We start from the raw sequence: 24,747 nt of genomic DNA, 5'->3' as shown, positions 1-24,747 counted from the left end.
GGGAGAGAAGGACGGGCAGGCTGTCCCGGCCTAGATGGTGCCGGGTACGGCGTCAGTCCGCGTGATGATCGTGGGGCACGGGAGGTGCTTCAGCACGCCGTGTGCGGTGGAACCGAGCAGCAGGCGCTTGAAGGCGCCCCTGCCGCGGCTGCCCACCACCAGCAGCCGTGCTCCGGCCGCGGCCGCCACAAGGGCGTCCACCGCACCCCTGTCGCTGTCGAGCTGCTGGTGCACGGTCAGGTCCGGATAGTCTTCCTTGAGCCCGGCAACGGTTTCAGAAAGCACAATCCGTTCCTCGTCCACGATGAGGTCCGCAAGCGCAGCCGGCGTCAGCCCGGCGTCGATGACGGGATCTGGAGCATTGACGGCATAGACGACTGTGAGTTCGTCTCCATCGCGGTCTGCTTCGGCAGCGGCGAAGGCGACGGCCTGCGTAGCTTCCGCGGATCCGTCTACACCGACCACCACACCGGACCGGCCTTCCAGGTCCTGGGTTCCAACGACGGCGACGGGGACCTTGGCGGCGGTGGCCACCTGGAGTGCACGGTCTGCGAGGGCGCCGCCGAGGTGGCCGCTGCCTGAGCCGATAACCATCATCGAGGTCTTCTTCGAATACTTGGCCAGCTGCCCGCCCACGCTTCCGGTAAGCAGTACCGTGTCCGGGGTAACGGGGACGCTTCCTTCGAGCCTGCCGGCGGCGGTCTTGAGCAGTTCCTCACCGGCCTGCTGGAGAGTTCCGAACCAAGGGTAGGGTTCGGCAACCCACCGGTCGTCTACGACGTGGACGATCACCAGCGGCAGGCCTGCCCGGTGGGCACGGCGCGCTGCCCAGAGGACCGCGGCCTGGCTTTGCGCTGAATCGTTGGTGCCCACAGCGATGGGTTTCTGGGATGTCATGGCGGCACTTCCTGCTCATCGTGAACTGGTCTTCCTGCTGTTCCAGACTGGCCCCGCCGCCACCGGCACTCTAGGGCCAAAAGTCACGGAAGCGCTGTTCAGCGCCCCCTGCTGCCCCGTGCACCCCATCGATTGCTCCGTACGTGTCGTTTTGGCGCCTGAAAACGACACGTACGGAGCAATCGATGGATGATTTTAGGGGCCTGGGGCGAGGTGCCCTGGAGCGTCGAAGGTTCACAGGCGGCACAGTTCCTCAGTATGCTTACTATTGTCCGCCGGACTTAAAGAGAAAGGCATCATCATGACTGAACAGAACCTCCCCGACGATGAGCTGGAAGTTGTGCAGGAAGAGGACATACTTCTCGACGAAACTCCGGGCGCGGCGTCGTCACTGGAGCTCGACCCTGTCATGGGGGAACCGGACAGCTACCCAGGTGCAGCCGAAAACAACCCGGACCGCTGGCAGGAGGACCCGTTGCTGCAGGACGAGGCAGTCTCGGGCGAAGAGCAGGACTTCCTGAGCGACCAGACACTGCGGGACGAAAGCGCTCAGGCGCGGTACCGCTCAGGCGACGAGCAGGTGCCGCCGGACACCCCCACCCTGGGCGAAGCAGCAGCCGATGTCGATTTCGGCGAAAACCCCACCGGCCTGGAAGCAGACGCCAGTGACGACGAGGAGAACTTCGGCGGCTCCCCCCTTAGCGAGTTCGAGCCCGACGACCTGGAACGCTAGCAAGGCCGGGGGGAGGAGCCGCCAGGCGCCGTCCGCAGGGGAGGAGAATCATGGAATCCAAGGAACTGCTGCTGGAGGCCTTCGACCGTCTCCCGGGCCTGGTGGGCCAGGTGCTGGACGGGCTGGATGAGGGGCAGCTGCAGCGCCGTCCCGCAGGTCACGGCAATTCCATCGCCTGGCTGGTCTGGCACATGGGCCGGGTGGAAGATGCCCAGGTTGCCGCCGCGTCGGGCCTGGAGCAGGTCTGGACGATGGAGGGATTCGTTGCCCGCTTTGGGCTCCCGCTGGCGGACAGCGACACGGGCTATGGCCATTCCAGCAAGCAGGTGGACGCCGTCCGCGCATCCCGGGAACTCCTGCAGGAGTACTACGAAGCTGTCCACCGGCAGACGGCAAAGGTCCTCGAAGGAATCGGTGATCCCGACCTGGACCGTGTTGTTGACCGGCATTGGGATCCGCCCGTCACCCTGGGGGTGCGGCTGGTCAGTATCCTGGGGGACTGCCTCCAGCACGCCGGCCAGGCCGCCTACGCCAAGGGGCTGCATGCCGCATCGGCGGACACCAGCGGTGCGTGAACTCGTGGTGCTGGGCACCGCATCACAGGTTCCGACGCGGACCAGGAACCACAACGGCTACCTGCTGCGCTGGGACGGCGAAGGGCTGCTTTTCGATCCCGGTGAGGGTACCCAGCGCCAAATGATCCATGCCGGAGCAACGGCAAGCAGCATCACCAGGATTTGCCTCACCCACGTGCACGGGGACCATTGCTACGGCCTGCCCGGAGTCCTCTCCAGGATGGCCCTGGACGGAGTGCGGCACCCGGTCCACCTGCATTATCCGGCGTCCGGCGAGGAGGTGGTCCGGGCCCTGGTGGCCGTCAGCTCTCCCGGCCTCGACCTGCGGCTGCATCCGCATTCCGGCGCCGGGCACGTGGCGGAAGGCCTTGAGGTCCGGCCCCTGAAGCACCGCATCGAGACGTACGGTTACCTTGTCACCGAGCCCGAGGGCCGCACTTTCCTGCCGGAGCGGCTCAGGGCTGCGGGCATCGGCGGATCCGACGTCCGCAGGCTGCAGCGGCAAGGGGTCCTGGGGGCAGTCCGGCTGGAGGACGTGAGCACTCCCAGGCCGGGCCAGCGGTTTGCCTTCATCATGGACACCGCACCGTGCCCCGGTGCCGATGAACTGGCAGCAGGCACCGACCTGCTGGTCACGGAGTCCACGTTCAGTGACGACGACGCCGGCCTGGCCCGGCAATACCTGCACCTCACCGCCGGGCAGGCAGGTGAACTGGCGGCGTCAGGGAAGGCCCGGACACTGGTGCTCACGCATTTTTCAGCACGGTACGGAAACGACGTCTCCCACCTCGCGGAGCAGGCAAGGGCCCGGGCTCCGGAAGCCACGGTCATTGCTGCTGAAGACCTGCAGCGCATCGCCGTTCCCCATCGGCGGCAACCGGTGCGGGAAGCGGCAGGCGACACTACGGCGATAGGGTTAAACCATGACGGCAGCAACTGAATCCACGGTCACTTTTAACGGCCGTTTCGCCCGGGAACTGGCAGAACTGGCCGTTCCCTGGCAGGCCGAGGAAGCACCCAGTCCCGAACTTCTGGTTTTGAACGACAAGCTCGCCCGGGAGTTGGGGCTCGATCCGCAGTACCTGCGCAGCCGCGAAGGGGTGCGGCTCCTGGTGGGTAATCACGTTCCCGCTGGCGCCACCCCGGTAGCGCAGGCATATGCGGGGCACCAGTTCGGCGGTTACTCGCCGCTGCTGGGTGACGGACGTGCGCTGCTGCTGGGGGAGGTCACTGACCAAAGCGGCCGCCTCCTGGACGTCCATCTCAAAGGCTCGGGGCGCACGCCTTTCGCCCGCGCCGGGGACGGCCGTGCCGTCGTCGGGCCCATGCTCCGTGAATATGTGGTCAGTGAGGCCATGCACGCCCTGCACATTCCCACCACCCGCTCGCTCGCCGTGGTGGCAACCGGACGGCAGGTCCGGCGCGACGGCATGCTGCCCGGTGCCGTCCTGGCGCGGGTGGCAAGCAGCCACCTGCGCGTTGGCAGCTTCCAGTACGCGCGGGCCACGGAAAACCTGGACCTCCTGAAGCGGCTGGCGGACCATGCCATCGGCAGGCACTATCCGCACGCTGCCGAAGCCGAAAACCCCTACCTGGCATTGTTCGGCTCAGTCGTCTCCGCCCAGGCGGAGCTGGTGGCCAGGTGGATGATGGTGGGATTCGTGCACGGTGTCATGAATACGGACAACATGACCATCTCAGGGGAAACCATCGACTACGGCCCGTGCGCGTTCATGGACGCGTTCAATCCCGCCGCCGTCTACAGTTCCATTGACGTCAGTGGACGCTACGCCTATGCCAACCAGCCGGTGCTTGCCGAATGGAACCTTGCCCGGCTCGCCGAGGCGATGCTGCCGCTCATCGACGAGGATCAGGAAAAGGCGGTTGCCCCGGCCGTGGAGGTGCTCGGCCGGTTCCGCGGACAGTACAGCGGGGCGTGGTCCAGCGGCATGAAACGCAAGCTGGGCCTGGGAGGCGGCGGGGAGAACAGTGACGACGCCTCAGCCCTGGTGGACGATGCGATCGCCATCCTGAAGGACGGCCCGGTGGACTATACCCTGTTCTTCCGTAACCTGGGCAAGGCCGCCCGGGGCGACCTCCGTCCCGTGCGCGGCATGGTCCTTGATCTGGCCGCGTTCGATGCCTGGGCGGAGCGGTGGCAGGCCATGGAGCCCGATGCGGAACTGATGGACAGCGTGAACCCTCTCTACATTCCCCGGAACCACCTCGTGGAGGAGGCCCTGTCAGCTGCCACCGAAGGAAACCTCGCGCCCCTGCAGCAACTGCTCGAGGCCATCGGTGCCCCCTTTACCGAACGTCCCGGGCTGGAGCGCTACGCCGAGGGTGCCCCTGAAGATTTCGGCAACTACATGACCTTCTGCGGGACCTGACGGCTCGTGCCGGCGGAAAAACGGCAGAAGGGCGGCAGCCGGGAATACCCGGCTGCCGCCCTCCTGTTCTGACCGGCTCCGCTGGTTGCGAAGCGCCGGGGAGCCTAGGCTACGCGGACGGCGGAGTAGCCGCTGAGCCAGCTGATGGAGTGGACTTCGGTGCTGTAGCCGTTGACGCCGCCGCTGACAACCTGGCCGTCGCCGGCGTAAACGCCCACGTGGCCGGAGGTGATGATCAGGTCACCGGGGGCGGGGGCGCTGACAACAGTTCCGTACTGGAAGAACTGGGTGGGGGCCAGGTCGCCGACGGACTTGCCGACGGAGCGCAGGGCCTTTTCAACCATTGCGGTGCAGTCCTGGCCCACGCCAACCTGGCTGTAAGCGGATGCCAGGATCGCAGCGCCGGTACCCGTGCCGGTGGAGGCCAGCGGGGTGGCGGAAGCGTAAGACATGTTCATGCCGGTGTTCGCCGGTGCGGTTGCGGCTGCAGCCTGGACCGGAGCCGCGGCGGGGGCCGGAGCCGGTGCTGCGGTGTAGCCTGCACCGGGGATCTGGATCTGGTCACCGGGGTAGATGACTGAGGACAGGCCCAGTCCGTTGGCGGACAGGACGTCGTTGAGGCTGACGCCGTAGGCGGCAGCGATGGCCCCGATGGTGTCGCCCGCTACGACGGTGTGGACGTTTCCGGCTGCCGCGGCGGGTGCTGCTGCCGGGGCTGCCGGTGCCGAGTATGCCTGGACGCTGGTGTTCTCAGTGGTGTCCGGACCGGTGACACCTGCATGGGCCGGGGCTCCGACGCCGAATGCAATGCCGGACGCTGCAGCAACTGCGAGCGCCGGGCGGCCCAGCGAGCGGGCCTGGGTCTTGGCGGTTACGGCGAGGCCCTCGAGCACAATGGAACGGGCCGGAGTCGCGCGGTGACGGGCAGTAATGGAATTTTTTGACACGGTTGATCGCCTCTCCCATGCCTGCGGGGTGAGCTGTCGGGTTCGGGCTGGAGATGCCCGGCCGGTAGCGGGCTCCGCGGGCGGAGCGCTATCGACTTAACCCCAAGGCCACAAATGGCCGTGGAAACGTGGTTCCCCCGTCCCTGCCATCTGGAAAACGGTTGAATCCCATGATCAGCGGCAGGGCTCGGCATACTGATGGGAATGTCCCGTCTGAGAGGGACACCCAAAGACCATAACCCGCGCTCAGCGTGATTGTCACATTTGCATAACATACGAGGTTTTTCTCTCAATTCGGCAAACGTCTTGATGTACATCGGATCCCGGGGCTGACGTGGGGAGATGACGAGAACCCCGAAACGGGCGCCGAACGGTAACAATCTGGCCACGGACGCCTGCTTCGCCATGGTCCCCGGCGCTAGGCTTCGGGACTATGCCCCTGTTCGTTACCAATCGGTTCTTCCCGCTGTTCGCAGGCTCCATGGCGATCGCCCTGGCCGGCGCCACCATGTTGCCGGCCACAGCGGAGGAGCCGCCGCCCGGCGGATATCCCTCGTGGAGCGAGGTGCAGCAGGCACAGTCGTCTGAAGCGGCAAAGGCCGCGGAGATCACCGCCATCAACGGGCTCCTGGACGATCTTCAGGCGCAGTCGGAGGCGGCCGGGGATGCGGCGGTCCGGTCTGCCGCCGATTACGCCGAAGCGGATGCGGAGCTCCAATTGGCAACATCCCGGTTGGGGACCCTGTCCGCGCAGGCGGCCCGTGCAGACGACCAGCTGGCCCGCTACCGGAAGGACATCGGTGCCCTGGCCGTCCAGTCGTACAAGACCGGCGGGACCAACACCGGATTCTTCGTGGCGCTCGACGCGCTGGGGACCAACAGCACCCAGGGGCTCAACGTGGTCAAGATTGTAGGGGATAAGACTGCTGCGTTGGTGAATAAGGCGGCAGCGGCAGGAAAGGTGGCCGCTGTGCTCAGGGAACAGGAACAGGTTGCCAGGAGCGAGCGGGAACGCCTGGCCGGGGAGGCGAAGGTTAAATCCGAGGCCGCCAGTTCAGCCCGGGACGCATTGGCACGGCAGGTCACCGAGGAACAGCAGCACAGCGGCGAGTTGACTGCCCAGCTTGCCGCCCTGAAGGGTACGACGGCGGCCCTTGAGGGGGAGTATCGCCAGGGCCAGGCGGCGCTGGCGGCCTACGAGGCGGCCCAGGCGGCAAAGCGCGCCGCCGCGGAGGAGCAGGCCCGCCGCCAGGCCGAAGCTGCCGCCAAGGCCGCAGCGGCTGCCGCCCAGCAGCCCAAGCAGCCCGCACCCGCCGCCCCAGCTGCTGGGGCTAATCCCGTCCCGGCGAATCCGGCACCGGCCAATTCGGCACCGGCCGCGCCTGCCAACAATCCAGCTCCTGCCGTTCCGGTTGCGCCGCCACCGGCGCCGGCCCTGCCAAGCCCGCCCGCCGTCGTCGTTCCTTCCGTTCCCGGTGGAGCTGTCAACGATCCGGCCGGGGCAAAAAGCTACGCGTCCGGACGCCTTGCTGCCTTCGGCTGGGGCCAGGACCAGTTTCTGTGCCTGGCCCAGCTGTGGACCAAGGAATCCAACTGGCTGACCACCGCCACCAACGCCTGGTCCGGGGCCTACGGGATTGCGCAGGCGCTGCCGCCGGGCAAGTATGCCAGCGCCGGCAGCGACTGGCTGACCAGCTACCGGACGCAGGTCGATTGGGGCCTGGGCTATATCCGTGACCGCTACGGTTCGCCCTGCGGTGCGTGGAACCATTCCGTGTCCCTGAACTGGTACTGACTGACGCGCTAGGCTTTCCCCATGCCAGATTTCGAACGGTTCCGTGTGCTGCTCGAAGAGGAGCGGGCGCGGCGGGTGGCGCTGCTGCCGGCGCTGCGCGCGGACATCGCCGCGGCGAATTCGGCCCGCCAGGATTCCAACGTGGACGACGAACATGATCCGGAGGGCGCCACGATCGCCTTCGAACTTTCGCAGGCATCGGCGCTCTTGAAGCAAAGCTCGGCCGGCCTGGACCAGATCGAAGCGGCCCTGGCAAGGCTTGCCGGGGGAACTTATGGAACCTGCGCCGTCTGCGGGGAAGCCATCGCCGAAGGCAGGCTGGAAGCACGCCCATGGACCCCGTTTTGCATCCGGCACGCCTCCCAGGGGCGCGGACGGTGACGGGCGCCCCGGACGTTGTGTCCGCTGCGGCGGAGTTCGTGGACCGGACCCTGCAGAACGAGGGCGCCTGGTACCGGGCAGACGATGTCGGAAACCGGCTGGGCGGCGTCCTGGCCTCGTACGGTTCCTCCATAGGGGCAGTCCGCGGCACGGTCCGCGACGCCCTCCGCAAGTTCAAGGACCTGGACCACGACGGCACTGTGATGCTCGCCTCTGCCCTGTGGGGGCAGCCAAGGCCCGGATCCCGCCCGGTTTTCGAACGGCGCCTTGCCGCCGTCGTGCTGCTGCAGTCAAAGGTGGGGCTGCTCCGGCATTCGGACCTCACGCGACTGGAAGGATTCCTTCGGTCAGCCCAGGCGGCGGACCTCACGGAGCCTCTGCTCTCCGATGTCCTGGTGCCGCTCCTGGCAGGCCTGGGGGAGCGTGAACGGCAGCGGGCCGGCGTTGTACTGGCACGGTGGCGGGAGGACCCGGACCCGGAACTGCGGGCGGCGGCCGGTGCGCTTTCGAACGAATTGACCCCGTAAATTGAACCCTGAGCAGGCCAAACAAGGAGAACCACATGAATGAGACGTTTGACCTTGAGCGCTTTGTTGCCGCCCAGAACTCTGGCGGAGCTTATGAGCAGGCGTTGGGGGAGCTGCAGGTCGGCAGGAAGTCCGGGCACTGGATGTGGTTCGTCTTCCCTCAGATTGCCGGGCTGGGGCAGAGTGCCATGTCGCGCAAATACGCCATTTCGTCACTCGCTGAAGCCCGGGCCTACCTGGACCACGAGGTGCTGGGGCCCCGGCTGCTGGAGTGCGCGGTAGTCCTGGCAAACCACGCCGACCAATCGGCCGAGGACATTTTCGGCGGCATCGACGCGAAGAAGCTCCGCTCCTCCATGACACTGTTTCTCCGGGCGGCACCCGGAGAAACAGTGTTCAAGACGGTCCTGGCCCAGTTCTTCAACGGCGAGCCCGACCCCGCCACCGACGATCTCCTGGCGGACCGGGACGCGGCCGACTGACCGTGCCCGGAGCCGCCGGGGGAGTTGTCAGGGCGTGGGGCTGCCACCGTTGACGTTCAGCGTCTCGCCCACCACGTAGCTGGACTCCGGGGACGCCAGGAAGACGTAGGCGGGGGCCAGCTCGGCAGGCTGGCCGGCACGGCCCAGCGGCGTGGACTGGCCGAACTCCGGCAGCTGCTCCTTGGGCTGGCCGCTGCTGACCTGCAGGGGCGTCCAGATGGGACCGGGAGCCACGGCGTTCACCCTGATTCCCTTGGGTGCCAGCTGCTGGGCCAGTCCCTTGGTGAAGTTGTTGATGCTCGCCTTGGTGGTGGCGTAGTCCACCAGCGTGGGGGACGGGTTGTAGGCCTGGATGGACGTGGTGTTGATGATCGTGGAGCCTGCGGGCATGTGCGGCACGGCGGCCTTGGTCACCCAGAACATCGCGTAGACGTTGGTCTTCAGCGTGTGGTCGAACTGCTCGTCGGTAATGTCCTCCAGATCCTCCTGGGCCACCTGCTTCCCGGCGTTGTTCACCAGGATGTCCAGTCCCCCCAGGACGGCCAGCGCAGTATCCACCAGGTCGCGGCAGGCAGCGGAGTCCTTGAGGTCACCCGGCACCTTGACGGCCTTGCGGCCGGCCGCTTCGATGATCCCGGCGATCCGGGAGGCATCCTCCTCTTCCTGCGGCAGGTAGGAAAGGACGACGTCGGCGCCCTCCCGCGCAAAGGCGATCGCCGTTGCAGCCCCGATGCCGGAGTCCGCGCCGGTCACGATGGCGCGGCGGCCTTCCAGCCGGCCGGTTCCGCGGTAGGTTTCCTCGCCGAGATCGGCCTTGGGCTCCAGTTCCGCATCAAGGCCCGGCTCGGGCTGGTGCTGCTTGGGCGGGGAGATTTTTTCGTAGGCAGTCACGGGATTACGGAAGGTGTACTGGTCAGTCATGGTGGTCCTCCTGTTCGTGCGGACACGGGCTGGTTCGTCGCCCCGGATACTGAAGCAGCCTGCGGTTGCGCCTTGTTGAGGAACAAAAAGCTAAGCATGCTTACGGTTCCTAGCCTAGGCAAGACTCTGTTTCCTGCCAAGCGGCCCGGGCGGGTCAGCCGCGCTGGACTTCCACCAGGCGGACCTCCGCCAACTGCCCCGCGTCAACCGTGGCCTCCATGAAGGTGCACGCAGGCTGGCGGCGGCGGTCCGTGGGTGAGCCCGGGTTCAGCAGCCGCAGCCCGTTCGGCGACACCGTGTCCCAGGGAATATGGCTGTGGCCGAAGACCAAAACATCGGCATCCGGGTAGAGCGCCTCGCACCGCAGTTCGCGCCCCTTGGCCGGCCCCGTCTCGTGGACCATCGCAAAGCGGACACCGCCGAGGGTGGCGGTGGCGGTTTCGGGCAGGCGGCGGCGCAGTTCCGGGCCGTCATTGTTGCCATAAACGCCCAGGAACCGATTGCTGCGGCGTTCGAACTCGTCCAGCAGCGCCGCCTCCACCCAGTCGCCTGCATGGAACACCACGTCGGCATTTTCGACGGCGTCCCACACCTGCCCGGGCAGGTTCCGGGCTCGTTTGGGGACATGGGTGTCGGCAATCAGGACCAGGTTCAACGCCATACCGGAATCCTGCCATGGGGCCCTGTTCGCGTGCGATCATGAGTCGTAATCTGGGGGCTTGGAGGTGATTGCCATGGAGGCAGCCCAAGGTGACCGCATTGTGGTGCATGGAAGGACCGTCGGGTCCTCGGACCGGCACGGGGTGATCCTGGAAGTCCGTGGCGAGGGCGGCAGCCCACCCTACGTTGTCCGCTTCGACGACGGGCACGAAACGGTTATGTACCCCGGCGGCGATTTCGCCGTCGACCACGGGCACGAGACCTGACGGTCCGGAGTACACCTGCCGGTGCTTCACGCTTAACCTGCCGGTGCTTCTCTTCACCTGTCCTTGCTTCACCTGTCAGACTGGAGCAATGGATTTCTTCCCGTCCGCCAGCACGTCCTCCACTCCGCCGCCCCGCACCGGTCCCCGCGACCCGGGCGACGCCTGGGTGGAAGGGGAGCGCGGCCGGTACTGGGGCAGGTTTGGCGCAGCCGGCGTCCTGGCCTACGACCCCGCAAAAGGCGTGCTGCTGCAGCACCGTGCCGTCTGGAGCCACAACGGTGGAACCTGGGGCCTGCCCGGCGGGGCGCTGCACGAGGGCGAGGAACCGGTGGACGGCGCCCTCCGCGAAGCCTACGAGGAGGCTGCCGTCCCGTCCGAAAGCGTCGAAGTGCTGTTCACCTCGGTGCTGGACCACGGTTACTGGTCCTACACCACAGTGGTAGTCCGGGTGCGGGAATCCTTCGAACCCGTCATCAGCGACCCTGAGAGCATCGCCCTGCTGTGGATCCCGGTGGCCGAGGTGGACTCCCTGGAGCTGCACCCCGGCTTCGCGGCCTCCTGGCCGGACCTGCTGTCGAGGCTGGATACCGACGAATCCTGGTAGGCCTGCCCTTGCCTTGGCCCCTCCGTGAAAGCTGGATTGCGGGCAGAGGCCGTCTTCCCCCCTACGTGCGGCGGTAAATTCTAGGTACAGCCGGCGCGAAATTAGGTACCTACTACTGGTGCCCGCCGCCTGATCAGCCCGTATGCTCCAAGCTACGGCGAAGTCGAGGCCGCTGAATTGCCGGCCAGGTGACCGTCCAGCACCGCAGCAGCTCTGACGTTTCGCACTTTTGGCGCCATAACCCTTTGGCTGAACATAAATCCGTGCAACGAAGCAAGGTGGGTGAGCCTGTTGTCTTTTCCGCCCCTGTCACCGAATGCAACTTCAAGACCAGGAGCCCCGCTAAGCAAACAGCCTGAGGACCACGATGCCGCGCTCTGCCGGTAGTGCTTTCGCCAGGCTACGGGGAAGCCGGGCTGCCCAGGATGGCGGCCGCGCTCCGGTGCCCCAGGCAGAAGACGCAACAGTCGCCGCGGTTCATGCCACCAGCCGCAACGGAGGCGTGAGGCCCCGCGACCTGGGATTGGCGCTGGCAGGGGCCGTGTCGTTGGTGCTTGCTGCGGGGGCGGCTTCCACCGTGGGCGTGCCCGTCAACAGCGATCTTGGCCTCGTCGCCGTACTGCCCTACCCGTACTGGGTGGGGCTCGCACTTCTTAACATCACCTTCGTCCTGGCATTGCGGGGGGATGCCCGCGGACCGGCCGGCCGCCCGGTCATGCTGTGGCTCCTCGCGGTGCTTGTGGTGGAGCTCTTTGGGACCGCAGCATTTGTCACCGATATACCCCGGGGCGAAGTAGCCTTCCGGCACCTTGGGATCGCCGACGCGCTATCGAGCACAAAAGCGGTGGATCCGGACATTGACGCGTACTTCAACTGGCCTGGCTTCTTTGCCCTCCTGGCCACGGTCATCAAGGCAACAGGGCTCGAACCGGTGAGCATAGCGCTGTGGGCTCCGGTGTTTGACGTAGGGTTGTGGCTCGCCGCCCTGGGGGTCCTTACCCGGTCGCTGACCGCTGATCCGCGGCGGCTGTGGCTTGTGCTCTGGCTTTTCTGCCTCGGTAACTGGCAGGACCAGGACTACCTCTCTCCCCAGGCCTTCGCCTTCTTCCTGTACCTCGTTGTGATCGCCCTGCTCGTCGGCCCGCTGGCTGCGCACCCCGGCACGTTCCGCGGCTTCCGGCCCGCTGAACTGGCGGCTTGGTGGCGAGGGAAGTCGCCCTGGGAGCACCGACCGCAGCACCGGGTGGGCGCATTCGTCGTCGCCCTCCTGCTTGTCCCGGTGATCTGTGCAAGCCACCAGCTGACGCCCTTCATGATGCTCATTGCAATGACCGCCCTCAGCCTCAGCGGGCGTGTCTGGACCAGCCGGCTGCCCCTGATCACCGCTGTGGTGCTTGCGCTCTGGCTGGTTTACCCCGCCAGTGCCTATCTCGTCGGACATCCGCCCCTGGAGGATGCAGGGTTCCAAGGCGCGATTGCGGCGAACGTCGTCGACCGAGTGACCGGGACCCCCGGCCACTCGCTCGTGGTGCAGGTCCGGATGCTCCTGACCCTCGTCCTGTGGGCCCTTGCTGCGGCAGGGGCGGTACGCGACTGGCACAGGAAGCGTCTCGACATCAGGGTGGTCCTCCTTGCCGTCACCCCGCTGTTGCTCTTCCCGATGCAGTCATACGGCGGCGAAATGCTCATCCGCGTCTCGCTGTTTGCGCTGCCCTTCATCGCCCTGCAGGCCTCCTCTGTCCTGCTGCCAAGGGACGGCGGTACACGCCTTCCGTTCCTGGCCGTGATGGGCCTCATTCCCACTTTCCTGCTGCTGTCAGTGCTGATCGAGACCAGCAGGTTCGGGAACACAAAGTTCGACATCTTCACCGACAGTGAGACGGCCGCCGTCGCCGAAGTCGAGCGGCTCGCACCCCACGGGGCGGCGATCATTTCCGCTGCCCACCCCACACCGTGGCGAAGCGACGCTTACCTGGAACACCGGTACCGCACCATGGACGAGTTGTGCCGGCGGGACCTGTCCGCGGCGACCTGCGGCCCGATCTTCTACAACTACGCCCGGCACAACCCTGCAGGTGCCTACGTGCTGCTCATGCGGTCAACAGAGGCAAGCCTTGAGCTCCAAGGCCAGAGCACGCAACGCAACTATGCGGAACTCGAAGACTGGCTGAAGGCGCAGGACGGCGTGGAACTCGTCTTCAGCAATGCCGACGCGCGCATCTACCAGTTGCCAACGCCGTAAGCGCCCACGCGGAGCATCTGCGTCTTCCCGGGGCTGTGTTTCGGGCTAGTAGCCTTCGCCGTACTCGGCGGTCACGAGGATGGGCAGGTGGTCGGAGTTGCCGCGCGGCAGGGTTTCCACGCTGGCGATATCCAGGCCAAGTGACGTGGCGAAGTCGAAATGGCCCTTGAACACCTTGTATCGGGTGTAGGTCCGCCGGTTGCTCAGCGAGAGGGCATAGCCTGAATTCTTCATGTGCATGTCCAGGTTCTTAGTGAAGAACGGGTAGTTGAAGTCGCCCACCATCAGCGTCATAAGGCCCTTGCCCATGCTCAGCAGTTCGGCGTGCGCGGCATGGATCTGCTTCCTGCGCAGCGAGTTTGATGCCGTCAGCGGGGCCGCGTGGAATGAGCCGATCACCAGTTCATGCTGGGTTTCGTTGTCCATGACCCGCGTTCCGATGAGCCGCTCATGGGCGGGGGCCAGGACCCGGTCATGCATGGATTTCTTCAAGGCAAAGGACTGCGTGTCCAGTGCGGTGAAGCGGCTGGCCCGGTAATAGATGGCCAGCCCCAGCCGGTTGCCCTTGGTGGCATCGGCCAATTGCAGGGGGCCAAGGGTCTCCGGAAGGTCGCTGGAATCCACTTCCTGGAGGCACAGAGCATCAATGTCGTGGTTCCTGGCCAGGGCGAGGAGCTCGCCGCTGGCCTTGTGCTTGCGGAGGTTGTAGCTGATGACGCGCATGGAACCTCTTTTGAGGGTTGCTGACAGGACCAGTTCCTTACTCTAGTCCGATTGCCGGTCGCACCCTCCAACATTTCGTTGCCTGCCGCAGCGCGTCCTCCACGGCCGGCTCGGGATAGAGTTACTGGCAATTCACTGACTTTCCGTAAGGGGCCAGCCTTGACTGCAGACCTGCCCGAGCTCGCCGAAGGCAACTTCTACTACCAGGACCTTGGCGGTGGCCGGTTCCGGTCCACTATCCATGCCCAGGGCGCCTGGAACGTCCACGAACAGCACATGGCTCCCGCTTCGGGGCTCATGGCAGATGTCCTGGAACGGCACCAGCCGCGTGAGGACATGCGGATGGCCCGGGTCAGCTACGAAATCCTTGGGTTGATCCCGGGCGGCGAGTTCCGCATCGACACCACCACACTGCGGCCCGGCAGGACCATCGAGCTGGTGCAGGCGGAGCTGGTGGCGGGGGGCCGGACCGCGATCCGCGCCATGGGGTGGCGGCTGCAGACCAGTGACACCGCGGAGGTGGCCGCCATTGAAGATGCTGCGATACCCGGCCCTGACGAATGCAAGCCTTACGATGGCGCCGCTGTATGGCCCGGAGGCTACATCCGGTCCCTTGAAATGCGCGTGGCCGAAGGGCACCGTCCGGGGGCCGGGAAAGTGTGGCTCCGTACCGACCACCCCCTCACCGACCGTGCGGACAGCGGGGACTTCGTCCGGCTCATGGGGCTCGTGGACACCGCGAACGGCATCGCGGCCCGCGTGCCGCCGGGCAAGGACAGCTACGCTTTCCCCAACCTGGACCTGCAGATCCACATGTACCGGCGGCCGGAGGGCGAATGGCTGGGACTGGACAACGCCGTGTCGTTTGGCCGGGACGGGATCGGGCTCACGTCCACCGTGCTGCACGACCGGCAGGGCCCATTCGGGCGGGCTGAACAGATCCTGACGCTGCGCAGGTCCTGACGCTGCATAACTCCCGACGCTGCGCAGATCCTGCCGCTGCCGCCGTCTGTGCCATTGTCTCCGGGTATGGCGCACGGCATATATCGCTGAGTATCGTTGTATATCGTTCGCGATCGGCAAAGGAGTCCATCATGCGTGCTTCACACCCTGTAGGGGGATTCGGCGGGAACAACCTTGACGGCATGTGGCAGGCCGTGGAGGAGCTGCGCTCCCGGTTTGAAAAGCGGGTTGGAACCCGTGCCGGGAAAGGCGAGGTGCGGGCAGCCGTGCTGGCCCTCCTAGCGGAACGGCCAATGCACGGCTACCAGATTATCCGGGAGATCGAGGAGCGCAGCGGCGGCAGCTGGAAGCCGAGCGCGGGTTCTGTCTATCCCACGCTGCAGCTGCTGGCCGATGAAGGATCCATCAGCGCCGAGGAATCCAACGGGCGGAAGATCTACTCATTGACCGAGGCCGGCCGCGAGGAGGTGGCGGCCCAGCACGGATCCGCACCATGGGACCCCGTCGCTGCCATGGGCGGCGGCGGAACGGGGTCCCTCCCAAAAGCCGGAATTGAACTGGCGCAGGCAGCTGCGCAGGTGGGCCGGACCGGTTCACCCGAACAGGTGCAGCAGGCAGTGGCTGTATTGGACGAGGCCCGCCGCCGGCTCTACGCCATCCTCGCCCAGGACTGACGGGGTGTCCTCGATCGTCCATGCCAGGGCGGACCCGCCGCCCGCGGTGCGGGAGCACCGTGGGCGCTACCGGCGGATCCTGCGCTTCGCCGCCGCGAACCTTGCTGCCACGTGGTGGTTCGAGCTGTTCCTGCCGCGGATCGGTCTTGGCGGGGTCGCCGCCCGGACGCGTTCCCGGCGGATGCAGCGCTTTGCCCGGCGGTTCCATGACCTGGCCGTGGAACTCGGCGGCCTGATGATCAAGGTGGGCCAGTTCCTGTCCTCCAGGCTTGACGTCCTGCCTCCGGAGATCACCAAAGAGCTCGAAGGGCTGCAGGATGAAGTGCCGCCGGTAGCCTTCCCGGGAATTGCTGCCCTGGCGGCAGGGGAACTGGGCGCGCCCCCGGACCGGGTGTTCGCCTCGGTGGACGAGTCCCCGATTGCAGCCGCCTCGCTGGGCCAGGCCCACAGGGCGCACCTGTGCCCCCTGGACGCCGGGGATACCGGCCTGGACGCTGTGGTCCTGAAGGTGCAGCGTCCGGGCATCGGTGCCATTGTCGACGTCGACCTGGCCGCGCTGCGGAAGGTGGCCGGCTGGCTCAGCCACGTCCGGCTCGTCTCCCGCCGCGCCGACGTGCGCGCCCTGGTGGAGGAATTCGCGCAGATCAGCCTGCAGGAGATTGACTACCTGCACGAGGCGGTCAACGCCGAGCGCTTCGCGGCCGATTTTGCCGGTGATGACCGGGTGGCTGTACCGGAGGTTGTCTGGGAGCGGACAACCCGCCGTGTGCTTACGCTCGAGGACGTTACGGCCATCAAGATCACCGATGTCCGTGCGCTCCGGGCTGCCGGCATCGATCCCGCCGCGGTTGCCCCGGTATTTGCCGCCATCATGTTCGACCAGCTGTTCGCCAACGGCTTCTTCCATGCCGACCCGCACCCGGGGAACATTTTCGTCACCCCGGTCCCTGCAGGCGCAGGCGGACTTCCCTGGAAACTGACGTTCATCGACTTCGGCATGATGGGCGAGGTTACTGCCTCCACGCGCAGCGGCCTGCGGAAGCTCCTGATCGCCGCAGCTGCCCGCGACGGCAAGGGACTGGTGGCGGCAATCAATGACGTGGGCGTCCTGATGCCCTCAGCGGACAGCATCGGCCTGGAACGCGCCATGACCCAGCTTTTTGCCCGCTTCGGCGGCATGGGCTTTGCCGAGCTGCGCGAAGTTGACCCCCGGGAGTTCCGCGATTTCGCGGTGGAGTTTGGGGACGTGGTCCGCTCGCTGCCGTTCCAGCTGCCGGAGAATTTCCTGCTGATCATCCGAGCCATGTCCCTGACATCCGGGGTGTGCAGCGCACTGGATGAACGCTTCAACCTCTGGGATTCGGTGGAACCCTATGCGGCACAGCTGCTGCGCGACGAGCGCGGGAACCTTGTTCAGGACGTGGCCCGGCAGGCGGTGGACGCCGCGGGTGTGGCCCTCCGCCTGCCCGGCCGGCTGGATGCCCTGGCCGGCCGGCTTGAGGAGGGATCGCTGCAGGTGGGTGTTCCGCGGCTGGAGCGGCAGGCGGCACGGCTGGAACGGGCAGGAAGGCGCCTCGGCTCCGCCGTGGTTTTCGTTGGCCTGCTGGTGGCCGGCGCCATCGTCCGCGCCGACGACCTGGCATTCGGCAACGTGCTGATGGCCACATCATCCCTTCCCCTGCTGCACGCCCTGTGGGCGGGGCGCCGGGGGCGTTAAGGCCGCTGCCGCCGTCGGGCGTAACCTAAGGAAGGCCCGTCCGCCCTCAACCCAGGAGCTTCGCAACAATGCACCACACCGGTACTGGACTCCGCACGCTCACCGTGGTGCGGCAGGACGTGTCCCTTGGCGCGGGCCGCGACCTCGAATTCGGCCTGGAGCTCTTGGCCCGGGCCAGGGGCGGCGGCATTGGCCCCACCCTGCGGCTGTACCGCCCCGCTCCCACCGTTGCGTTCGGGCAGCGGGACACCCGCCTGCCCGGCTTCGACGCGGCAGCCCAGGCCTGCAGGGACAACGGCTTCGAACCCCTGGTCCGGCGGGCAGGCGGACGCGCAGCTGCATACCATCAGGGCACCCTGGTGGTGGACCATATCGAGCCGGACGCGGACGCCGTCGCCGGTTCCAAAACCAGGTTTGGCTACTTTGGTGAACTGTTTGCGCAGGCGCTGCGGAGCGTCCGGGTGCAGGCGGCGGTGGGGGAAATCCCGGGGGAGTACTGTCCCGGTGAATTCAGCGTGCATGGAACGGACCCGGCGGAGAACTCCCGGCGGGTGAAACTGGTGGGTACAGCGCAGCGCGTGGTCTCCGGCGGATGGCTCTTCAGCTCAGTCATTGTGGTGGAGGATTCCGCGCCGATCCGCAAGGTGCTTACCGAGACCTATGCTGCACTCGGCCTGGACTGGGATCCTGCCACCGCCGGCGCCGCCAACGATCTGGTCCCCGGCCTGGACGTGGCAGCCGTTGAGCAGGCCCTGCTGGAAACATATGCGGGCCATGCCGCCCTGGAAACTGCTTCGTTCAGCAGCCTGGGGGCATGACCCGCAATGGGTTGCGGCGATGCCGCATGCCGTGGGAATGGTCAGGCAGCCAGGCGGCTCTTGACCTCGGCGGCCGACGGGTTGGTGGCCGCGGAACCGTCCGGGAACAGCACCGTGGGAACCGTGCGGTTGCCGCCGTTCAGCTGCTCCACGAGTTCGGCAGTGCCGTCCACCTCTTCGATGTTGATTTCCGTGTAGCCGATGCCCTGCGCGTCCAGCTGCTTCTTCAGCCGGTTGCAGTAGCCGCACCAGGTGGTGGAAAACATGGTGATGGTGCCGGATTCGGGAGTGAAGTCCACAGGGATCTCCTAAACGTCGCTTGAAAGGTTTCCTTACCGTCAACCGTAGCGCGGCCGGCGGTATTCCCCGGTGTCGAAGGCCTGCCGGGGCACTGGATGACAGTATGTGGCGGGCGGTGGCAAGCTGGTGCCATGTGTGGACGCTACGTAATGGCACGTGCCGTGGGGGACCTCCTGGCCGAATTCGATGCCGAGCTGGAGAACGAGGTCAACATTCCGCCGTCGTGGAATGTGGCCCCGACCGATGCCGTACCCATCGTGCTGGAGCGCCTGGTTGATGACAGTGCCGCGCCCCGGCAGGTACGCCAGCTGCACGTGGCGCGCTGGGGCCTGGTCCCGTCCTGGGCCAAGGATCCCGGCATCGGCTCCCGCATGATCAATGCCCGGAGCGAGTCGGTGCTGGAAAAACCGGCGTTCCGGAAGGCGGTCCAGTCCCGGCGCTGCGCGGTCCCGGCCGATGGCTATTACGAATGGAAGCAGGGTCCGGGAAAGTCGAAGCAGCCGTACTACGTGCACCCGGGCAAGGACCACGGGCTGGTCTTCGCAGGTCTTTACGAGTGGTGGAAGGACCCGTCCGTCGCCGAAGGGGATCCGGGCCGCTGGCTGCTCTCAACGTCCATCCTTACGGCAGACACACCGCCCCCGGGCTCGGAGTCAACCATTTTCGGGAAGCTGACGGAGCTGCACGACCGCGTCCCCCTGCCCATGGACAGGGAGACCATGGAAGCGTGGCTGGACCCGCAGGCGGATGACGCCGCCGGGCTCGTGGACCTGGTGCGGTCCGGGGTTAAGAATGCCGCCGCCGACTGGACGGTGGATTCCGTCGGCAAGGAAGTGGGCAATGTCCGCAACAACGGCCCGGAACTGATCCGCCCGGTGGAAGCCCTGTTCTAGCAGCCGCCGCCCGTGGTGCGGCGGGTGTCAGACGGTGACGCGGCCGGCGTCGTCCACTCCCCAGGTGGGGTTGTACGCCACCTCCCAGCGGTATCCGTCGGGGTCGGCGAAGTAGCCCGTGTAGCCGCCCCACGGCTTGGTGACCGGCTCGGCAATGATGGCAGCGCCCGCCTCCGCGGCCTCCGCCATGACCCTGTCCACCTCCCCGGGGCTTCCCACGTTGTGGCTGAGGGTGATGGAGGGGACGCCTGCGGGCGGGCTGGTGACCGCTTCGGCCTGCATCTGGTGTACGTCCCAGAGGGAGAGCACCAGGCCGTGGTTCACCTGGATGAACAGCACCTCGCCGGCAACCTCCCGGTGGACCGGCCAGCCGAGGCCGTCGACGTAGAAGGCGCGCGATTCCGGAACATTGCGGACTCCGAGGGAGATAAAGTCGACTCTGGGCTCCATGCTTCGATACTGTCAGATGATGGCGACAATTCAAGGAAACGATAGGGATGCCCGGGCCGACAAGGAACAGCTCGCTGCCGTTCGGGTTGCCGTTGACGAGGTGGATGAACAGATTGTCACCCTCATCGCCCGGCGCGAACGGCTGATCAGGATCGCAGGGACGCTCAAGGGCGACGACGCCGAGGTCCGTGCCCCGGGCAGGGTGGAGCGGATCATTGAGCACGTCCGGTCCGCTGCGGAGAAGAAGGACATAGATCCAGACATCGTCGAATCAACCTACCGGGCGATGATCTCCGCATTCATTGAACTTGAACTGCGGATCCACAACAAGAACAGCTGACATGCAGAATGTGGTGGAGGAACCCTAAAGGGTTTCCTCCACCGGCACCCCGTGCTGGAACTCCCGTCCGTCCGCCTCGCTGAAGGCCGACAGGACATGCCCCTGCCCAAGTCCGTTCAGGGCAGTGAGGGGAAAGCTTCCGGTGATGCTGTTCTCCGAGTGGGACACTCCGGACAGGTCGTAGTCTTCCTCGATTCCCTGGTCCCGGTTGAACGAGTAGCAGGCAATTGCCTCCCCGTTCATGAATTCAATACACAGCCTGCGTTGCATTGAATAGTCCGGCGAGGCTCCCATCAGGCCCACCACGTAAGCGCCCGAATCCGGGATGGCGCCGTCGATATCGAACCGTGCAACGAGGGTGGAGTCCTGCGTCTTGATGCTTGCCTGCTTCAGGAGTGCGTCATCGGTACTCATGCCATCATCCTGCTACCTGCCGCACGCTCCGTCCACCCCCGCCTATGTTTTACCGGCCTCCCGGCGTAGACTTGATTTATTCGAATACATATTCGAATCCTTGTGAGGAAGCACCATCCGGGAGGCGCGCGTGGGCATGTTCAGCGAGTCCGTTGACGTGGTGTGTTCCGCTGCCGGGCAGCCTGAATCCTTGACCTGGTCAGGAACGTCTTACCTCGTCTGTGCCGAACCCGTCCGCTGGTATGAACGCCGGCAATGGTGGGCGGAGGACACCCGGGCTCCGCTGGGAAGCGGGCCTGGCGTAGTGGACCACGAAATCTGGCGGATCCAGGTGCAGCCTGCCCCGGTGGCGTCCGGTTCCGCAGGGCAGGGAGAACCTGGCGGCGCGGAACCGCTCACCCTTGACCTGACCCGCCATATCCGCAGTGGCCGTTGGCGGCTGCTGCGGATCCATGACGCCCTTCGCCCTAAAACAGCATGACCACAGAACAGCCTGAACCCTGACCAGCATGAGTTTTACCCACCTTCACGTCTCCACGGCATTCAGTGCCCACTACGGCGTCTCCTGGCCTGAAGAGCTGGCACTGGCGGCCGCGGCCGGCGGCGCCACTGCCCTGGCCTGCACCGACCGGGACGGCCTGTACGGCACCATCAAGCACCTTAAGGCATGCATGGCGGCGGGCATCGACCCCATTGTGGGGGTGGACCTGGCAGTTTTTGACGACGACGGCGATCACCGCACGCAGGTAGCCGGCAGGGTGGTGGTGCTTGCCCGCGGCAACAACCATGGTGCCGGGTACCGTGCGCTGTGCCGGCTGGTATCCGATGCCCACGCCAGGACTTCAGGGAAAGCCGGCGGCGCCGTGCCGGCCGCCGTCACCCGCGCCGAACTGGCTTCCCGCACCCTTGACCCCCAAACCCTCAAGCCGGTGCTGACCGTCCTGATTGGTCCGGATTCCGACGTCGGACGGGCCATGGGAGGCCGGCGCTACCTGCGTCCCCGGACCCTGTTCAAGCAGTGGCTGGATGCGATGCCTGCAGGAACTGTAGTGGCGGAAATCGTCTCCCAGCTCAGCGCTCCGGGGAGTCCGTTCAGCACCGCTCATGCAGTCCGCATGCTCAGGCTCGCCGAGGAACACCACGTACCCGCAATCCTCACCAACGCCGTCAGGTACTGTGCCGCGGACGGCGCACCAACCGCCGATGTCCTGGACTCTGCCCGGACGCTGAAGTCCCTTCCGGAACTGGCAGGGGAACCGCTCCTGCAGCCAACCGGACAGGGATGGCTGAAATCCCCAGAACAGATGCTGGGGCTGGGAAAGGAAATCATTTCCGCTGCCGGTTATGGTGCCGCAGACCTCAAACAGCTGATGGCGCAAACAGAGGCGCTCGCCGATCTCTGCCGGATAGACCCCACCACTGATATGGGGTGGAAACAGCCCGTAGTTCCTGAGGCGTCTGTCATTGGCATCAGCCAGGACCCGCATGCCGAACTGATCCAGCGCTGCCATGCAGGGATCGACAGGCGTTTCCCGGGGATCTCCGGTATGCGGGAACAGGAGATGCTGTCCCGGCTGGAGCATGAGCTTGGCATCATCAACACCCTCGGTTTCTCTTCCTATTTCCTGACGGTGGCGGAGGTGTCCCGGATGATCCAGGACATGGGGGTCAGGGCGGCTGCCAGGGGATCCGGTGCCTCCAGCCTGGTCAACTACCTGATCGAGGTCAGCCATGTAAATCCCCTCCAGCACGACCTGATTTTCGAGCGTTTCCTCTCCAACGACCGTGCCACGCTGCCGGATATAGACATTGATGTTGAGAGCGCCGAACGCCACAACGTGTACCGCAGGATTTTTGACCGGTTCGGTTCAGAGCGGGTCACCCTGATGAGCATGCAAAACGGATACCGGGCGCGGGGGGCTGTCCGCGACGCCGGGCTGGCACTGGGCATGGACGACGGCGAGGTGGGGGAGATCGCCAAGCAGTTGTGGCGCTTTTCCGCCCGGAAGTTCCGTGAAGCCCTGCAGGAAAAACCCGAACTCCGTGAGTTTGCCGGCAGGGTGGAGCAGCGCGACACTGACGGGAACCAGCAGCTTGACCTGCTGGTGGACCTCACCGAACGCCTGGACCGGCTGCCCCGCCACATCTCCATGCACCCCTGCGGGGTGATCCTGGGTGATGCCACGCTCCTGGACCGCACCCCGGTCCAGCCAAGCGGCCTCGGGCTGCCCATGAGCCAGTTCGACAAACACGACATGGACCCCATGGGCATGCTCAAACTCGATGTCCTGGGCGTGCGCATGCAAAGCGCCATGGCCTTCGCGGTCCGGGAGATCATCCGCATCCATCCCAGCAAGGAAGAGGTGGTGGAAGCGGGAAAGCATCCGGCAGGGCCTAGCGGCACAGGGCCTGACTACATCGCCGGGGACGGCCTGATCGACCTCAATGCCGTCCCCCTCGACGACGAAGCCACTTATGAACTGATCAGAAGCACGCATACCCTTGGCTGCTTCCAGATTGAATCCCCGGGGCAGCGGGAACTGATTGGGAAGATGGCGCCCCGGGAGTTCAACGACCTCATCATCGATATTTCGCTGTTCCGTCCCGGACCCATGAAATCCGACATGGTGCGGCCCTTCCTGGAGCACCGGCACGGGTTCGCCCCGGAGGTCTATCCCCACCCGGATCTCAAGCCGGTGCTGCAGGAAACCCATGGGGTCACGGTGTTCCACGAACAGATCCTGAAGACCCTCGACATCATGACCGGCTGCGGGCTGGCAAAGGCGGACGAGTTCCGCCGGGCGTTGAGCAATGAGACCGGTGAAGCCCAGGTGGAGGAGTACTTCCGGCGGAACGCCAAGGCCAGGGGGTACACCCCGGAGGTGGTGGACAAAGTATGGGGGACTTTGAAGTCCTTTGCCAGTTTCGGCTTCTGCAAAGCCCATGGTGCTGCCTTCGCCGTCCCCACTTACCAGTCCGCATGGTTGAAGACACACCACCCTGAAGCGTTCCTTGCCGGCTTGTGGGAGCACGATCCCGGGATGTATCCCAAGAGGCTGCTGGTGGCCGAAGCACGCCGGCTGGGCATCCCCATCCTTCCCCTGGACATCAACCGGAGCAAAGCAGAATACCGGGTGGAGCGGATTGATTCCGGCCGGGACGCCGGAAGACTTGGGATACGGCTCAGCCTGAACGGCATCTACGGGCTGTCCGCTGCCGAATTGAAGCGGACAGTTGCCGGCCAGCCGTATGACTCCCTGGCAGACCTCCGCGCGCGCTCGCGGCTCAGCAAGCCAAGCATCCGGCGGCTCGCGCAGCTGGGGGCCTTTGATGCCCTGCACAAGGAGGCCGGGGGAGCAGCAAACCGGGCAGACCTGGTGCACCACCTGCAGCAGCTCCAGTCGGCCAACGGCGCCCGTAAGGGGGTGGACGTGCTGGAAGGGCAACTGTCCCTTCCCCTGGGCGATATTGAACTGCGCAACATCAAGCCCGGGCTCCCTGCCCCCACGCTGGTGGAAAACGTCCGGGCGGAACTTGACCTCATGGCCGTGGATGTCAGTACGCACCTGATGGACAGCCACCGTCCCCTGCTTGAAAGGCTGGGCGTCACCACTGCCGATAAACTCCTCAGCCTGCGCAACGGGACAGAAGTGCTGGTGGCAGGAGTGCGGGTTGCCACCCAGACCCCACCCATGCGTGGCGGCAGGAGGGTGGTGTTCATCAGCATCGACGACGGCACGGGCTGCGTCGATTCCGTCTTCTTCCACGAAGCCCAGGAAAATGCAGGGCCGCTTCTGTTCGGAACCCGCCTGTTGTTGATCCGCGGCACTACCCGAAGGACCGGCCCCCGCGGGATCAGCATCAGCGCAAGCATGGCCTGGGACCTGAGCCGGACGGAGGCATTGCCCTTCCCGGAGGCCACACCGGCTGCTGCCCAGGACGGCCCGCATCCCCTGGACGGCATCAGCAGGACACTGGCCATCACGGGTTTTAACGGGTGATGGTGCTGTGTGCCGCGTTGGTCGGCCCTTACCT

General features: G+C 65.9%; 27 protein-coding genes and 1 riboswitch. Of the genes, 19 read left to right on the top strand and 8 right to left on the bottom strand.

Annotated features, from left to right (window positions below):
- Positions 1 to 30: 30 nt before the first annotated feature.
- On the bottom strand, positions 31 to 897 hold the full coding sequence (locus FBY33_RS15950) for a universal stress protein (RefSeq protein WP_142031392.1): 867 nt from the start codon (positions 895 to 897) through the stop codon (positions 31 to 33).
- Between the two features lie 301 nt (positions 898 to 1,198).
- Between FBY33_RS15950 and FBY33_RS15945 the strand changes: the two genes are divergently transcribed.
- Genes FBY33_RS15945 through FBY33_RS15930 form a run of 4 tightly spaced genes read left to right on the top strand, consistent with a single transcriptional unit; the run spans position 1,199 to position 4,595 of the window.
- Complete coding sequence (locus FBY33_RS15945; RefSeq protein WP_142031391.1) at positions 1,199 to 1,630, top strand: hypothetical protein; 432 nt, start codon at positions 1,199 to 1,201, stop codon at positions 1,628 to 1,630.
- A 50-nt stretch (positions 1,631 to 1,680) separates the two neighbouring features.
- Positions 1,681 to 2,205, top strand: coding sequence for a mycothiol transferase (locus FBY33_RS15940; protein ID WP_142031390.1), 525 nt, complete (start codon positions 1,681 to 1,683; stop codon positions 2,203 to 2,205).
- Positions 2,198 to 3,145 (top strand): ribonuclease Z, encoded by a 948-nt coding sequence (locus tag FBY33_RS15935; protein WP_142032941.1) that lies wholly within the window; start codon positions 2,198 to 2,200, stop codon positions 3,143 to 3,145. The genes FBY33_RS15940 and FBY33_RS15935 overlap by 8 nt, the downstream gene beginning before the upstream one ends.
- On the top strand, positions 3,129 to 4,595 hold the full coding sequence (locus tag FBY33_RS15930; protein ID WP_142031389.1) for a protein adenylyltransferase SelO: 1,467 nt from the start codon (positions 3,129 to 3,131) through the stop codon (positions 4,593 to 4,595). Before FBY33_RS15935 ends, FBY33_RS15930 begins: the two co-directional genes overlap by 17 nt.
- Positions 4,596 to 4,699: 104 nt before the next feature.
- On the opposite strand, the gene FBY33_RS15925 is transcribed toward FBY33_RS15930, so the two are convergent.
- Positions 4,700 to 5,542, bottom strand: a complete 843-nt coding sequence (locus tag FBY33_RS15925; RefSeq protein ID WP_142031388.1) for a LysM peptidoglycan-binding domain-containing protein — start codon at positions 5,540 to 5,542, stop codon at positions 4,700 to 4,702.
- Positions 5,543 to 5,545: 3 nt separating this feature from the next.
- Positions 5,546 to 5,715, bottom strand: a riboswitch (cyclic di-AMP (ydaO/yuaA leader).
- A gap of 260 nt (positions 5,716 to 5,975) precedes the next feature.
- On the opposite strand from FBY33_RS15925, the gene FBY33_RS15920 reads away from it, so the two are divergent.
- From FBY33_RS15920 to FBY33_RS15905, 4 genes are read left to right on the top strand one after another with little or no spacing between them, the layout of a single operon-like run.
- Positions 5,976 to 7,337 (top strand): lytic transglycosylase domain-containing protein, encoded by a 1,362-nt coding sequence (locus FBY33_RS15920; RefSeq protein ID WP_142031387.1) that lies wholly within the window; start codon positions 5,976 to 5,978, stop codon positions 7,335 to 7,337.
- Positions 7,338 to 7,358: 21 nt separating this feature from the next.
- Entirely contained in the window at positions 7,359 to 7,718 is a 360-nt protein-coding gene (locus tag FBY33_RS15915; protein WP_142031386.1) for a TraR/DksA family transcriptional regulator, read from the top strand.
- The gene (locus FBY33_RS15910) at positions 7,670 to 8,245 is read left to right on the top strand and encodes a DNA alkylation repair protein (RefSeq protein WP_442858335.1); all 576 of its coding nucleotides are present in this window, start codon (positions 7,670 to 7,672) and stop codon (positions 8,243 to 8,245) included. The genes FBY33_RS15915 and FBY33_RS15910 overlap by 49 nt, the downstream gene beginning before the upstream one ends.
- A 35-nt stretch (positions 8,246 to 8,280) precedes the next feature.
- Positions 8,281 to 8,727 carry a DUF1810 domain-containing protein gene (locus FBY33_RS15905; RefSeq protein WP_142031384.1) on the top strand — a complete coding sequence of 149 codons (447 nt, stop codon included), beginning with the start codon at positions 8,281 to 8,283 and terminating at the stop codon, positions 8,725 to 8,727.
- A 27-nt stretch (positions 8,728 to 8,754) separates the two neighbouring features.
- Here the strand turns inward: FBY33_RS15905 and FBY33_RS15900 are convergent, their stop codons facing one another.
- Both FBY33_RS15900 and FBY33_RS15895 read right to left on the bottom strand, forming a co-directional pair.
- On the bottom strand, positions 8,755 to 9,648 hold the full coding sequence (locus tag FBY33_RS15900) for a glucose 1-dehydrogenase (protein ID WP_142031383.1): 894 nt from the start codon (positions 9,646 to 9,648) through the stop codon (positions 8,755 to 8,757).
- A 154-nt stretch (positions 9,649 to 9,802) separates the two neighbouring features.
- Positions 9,803 to 10,309, bottom strand: a complete 507-nt coding sequence (locus tag FBY33_RS15895; RefSeq protein WP_142031382.1) for a metallophosphoesterase family protein — start codon at positions 10,307 to 10,309, stop codon at positions 9,803 to 9,805.
- A 73-nt stretch (positions 10,310 to 10,382) separates the two neighbouring features.
- On the opposite strand from FBY33_RS15895, the gene FBY33_RS15890 reads away from it, so the two are divergent.
- The 3 genes from FBY33_RS15890 (at position 10,383) to FBY33_RS15880 (ending at position 13,420) form a co-directional block, all read left to right on the top strand.
- Complete coding sequence (locus FBY33_RS15890; RefSeq protein WP_142031381.1) at positions 10,383 to 10,574, top strand: DUF1918 domain-containing protein; 192 nt, start codon at positions 10,383 to 10,385, stop codon at positions 10,572 to 10,574.
- 88 nt (positions 10,575 to 10,662) lie between these two features.
- Positions 10,663 to 11,178, top strand: a complete 516-nt coding sequence (locus FBY33_RS15885) for an NUDIX domain-containing protein (RefSeq protein WP_142031380.1) — start codon at positions 10,663 to 10,665, stop codon at positions 11,176 to 11,178.
- A gap of 442 nt (positions 11,179 to 11,620) precedes the next feature.
- On the top strand, positions 11,621 to 13,420 hold the full coding sequence (locus FBY33_RS15880; protein WP_235010596.1) for a glycosyltransferase: 1,800 nt from the start codon (positions 11,621 to 11,623) through the stop codon (positions 13,418 to 13,420).
- 45 nt (positions 13,421 to 13,465) lie between these two features.
- Here the strand turns inward: FBY33_RS15880 and FBY33_RS15875 are convergent, their stop codons facing one another.
- Positions 13,466 to 14,143, bottom strand: coding sequence for an endonuclease/exonuclease/phosphatase family protein (locus FBY33_RS15875; RefSeq protein WP_142031379.1), 678 nt, complete (start codon positions 14,141 to 14,143; stop codon positions 13,466 to 13,468).
- A 159-nt stretch (positions 14,144 to 14,302) separates the two neighbouring features.
- Here FBY33_RS15875 and FBY33_RS15870 point away from each other — a divergent pair, with 159 nt between their 5' ends.
- The 4 genes from FBY33_RS15870 (at position 14,303) to FBY33_RS15855 (ending at position 18,315) form a co-directional block, all read left to right on the top strand.
- A complete protein-coding gene (locus tag FBY33_RS15870) occupies positions 14,303 to 15,106 on the top strand; it encodes a thioesterase family protein (protein WP_142031378.1) in 804 nt (267 codons plus the stop codon).
- 131 nt (positions 15,107 to 15,237) lie between these two features.
- Positions 15,238 to 15,780, top strand: coding sequence for a PadR family transcriptional regulator (locus FBY33_RS15865; RefSeq protein ID WP_142031377.1), 543 nt, complete (start codon positions 15,238 to 15,240; stop codon positions 15,778 to 15,780).
- Positions 15,781 to 15,784: 4 nt separating this feature from the next.
- Positions 15,785 to 17,497 carry an ABC1 kinase family protein gene (locus FBY33_RS15860; protein ID WP_142031376.1) on the top strand — a complete coding sequence of 571 codons (1,713 nt, stop codon included), beginning with the start codon at positions 15,785 to 15,787 and terminating at the stop codon, positions 17,495 to 17,497.
- A 68-nt stretch (positions 17,498 to 17,565) separates the two neighbouring features.
- Positions 17,566 to 18,315, top strand: a complete 750-nt coding sequence (locus tag FBY33_RS15855) for a lipoate--protein ligase family protein (RefSeq protein WP_142031375.1) — start codon at positions 17,566 to 17,568, stop codon at positions 18,313 to 18,315.
- A gap of 41 nt (positions 18,316 to 18,356) precedes the next feature.
- On the opposite strand, the gene FBY33_RS15850 is transcribed toward FBY33_RS15855, so the two are convergent.
- A complete protein-coding gene (locus FBY33_RS15850; protein WP_043454512.1) occupies positions 18,357 to 18,614 on the bottom strand; it encodes a mycoredoxin in 258 nt (85 codons plus the stop codon).
- Positions 18,615 to 18,746: 132 nt separating this feature from the next.
- On the opposite strand from FBY33_RS15850, the gene FBY33_RS15845 reads away from it, so the two are divergent.
- Positions 18,747 to 19,508, top strand: a complete 762-nt coding sequence (locus FBY33_RS15845) for an SOS response-associated peptidase (protein ID WP_142031374.1) — start codon at positions 18,747 to 18,749, stop codon at positions 19,506 to 19,508.
- 27 nt (positions 19,509 to 19,535) lie between these two features.
- On the opposite strand, the gene FBY33_RS15840 is transcribed toward FBY33_RS15845, so the two are convergent.
- Positions 19,536 to 19,958 (bottom strand): VOC family protein, encoded by a 423-nt coding sequence (locus FBY33_RS15840; RefSeq protein ID WP_142031373.1) that lies wholly within the window; start codon positions 19,956 to 19,958, stop codon positions 19,536 to 19,538.
- A 16-nt stretch (positions 19,959 to 19,974) separates the two neighbouring features.
- Here FBY33_RS15840 and FBY33_RS15835 point away from each other — a divergent pair, with 16 nt between their 5' ends.
- Complete coding sequence (locus FBY33_RS15835; RefSeq protein ID WP_082566821.1) at positions 19,975 to 20,298, top strand: chorismate mutase; 324 nt, start codon at positions 19,975 to 19,977, stop codon at positions 20,296 to 20,298.
- A 24-nt stretch (positions 20,299 to 20,322) separates the two neighbouring features.
- Here FBY33_RS15835 and FBY33_RS15830 read toward each other — a convergent pair whose 3' ends face one another.
- Positions 20,323 to 20,712, bottom strand: coding sequence for a hypothetical protein (locus FBY33_RS15830; protein ID WP_056336538.1), 390 nt, complete (start codon positions 20,710 to 20,712; stop codon positions 20,323 to 20,325).
- A 130-nt stretch (positions 20,713 to 20,842) separates the two neighbouring features.
- Here FBY33_RS15830 and FBY33_RS15825 point away from each other — a divergent pair, with 130 nt between their 5' ends.
- Together FBY33_RS15825 and FBY33_RS15820 are read left to right on the top strand one after the other, a co-directional pair.
- A complete protein-coding gene (locus FBY33_RS15825; protein ID WP_142031372.1) occupies positions 20,843 to 21,193 on the top strand; it encodes a DUF6504 family protein in 351 nt (116 codons plus the stop codon).
- Positions 21,194 to 21,221: 28 nt separating this feature from the next.
- A complete protein-coding gene (locus tag FBY33_RS15820) occupies positions 21,222 to 24,713 on the top strand; it encodes a DNA polymerase III subunit alpha (protein WP_142031371.1) in 3,492 nt (1,163 codons plus the stop codon).
- Positions 24,714 to 24,747: the final 34 nt, after the last annotated feature.

Source organism: Arthrobacter sp. SLBN-112 (assembly GCF_006715225.1).
In the GTDB taxonomy this organism is placed as follows: Bacteria; Actinomycetota; Actinomycetes; order Actinomycetales; family Micrococcaceae; genus Arthrobacter.
Note: the sequence above shows the minus strand (reverse complement) of the source record. Positions and strands in the feature narration are given on the sequence as shown.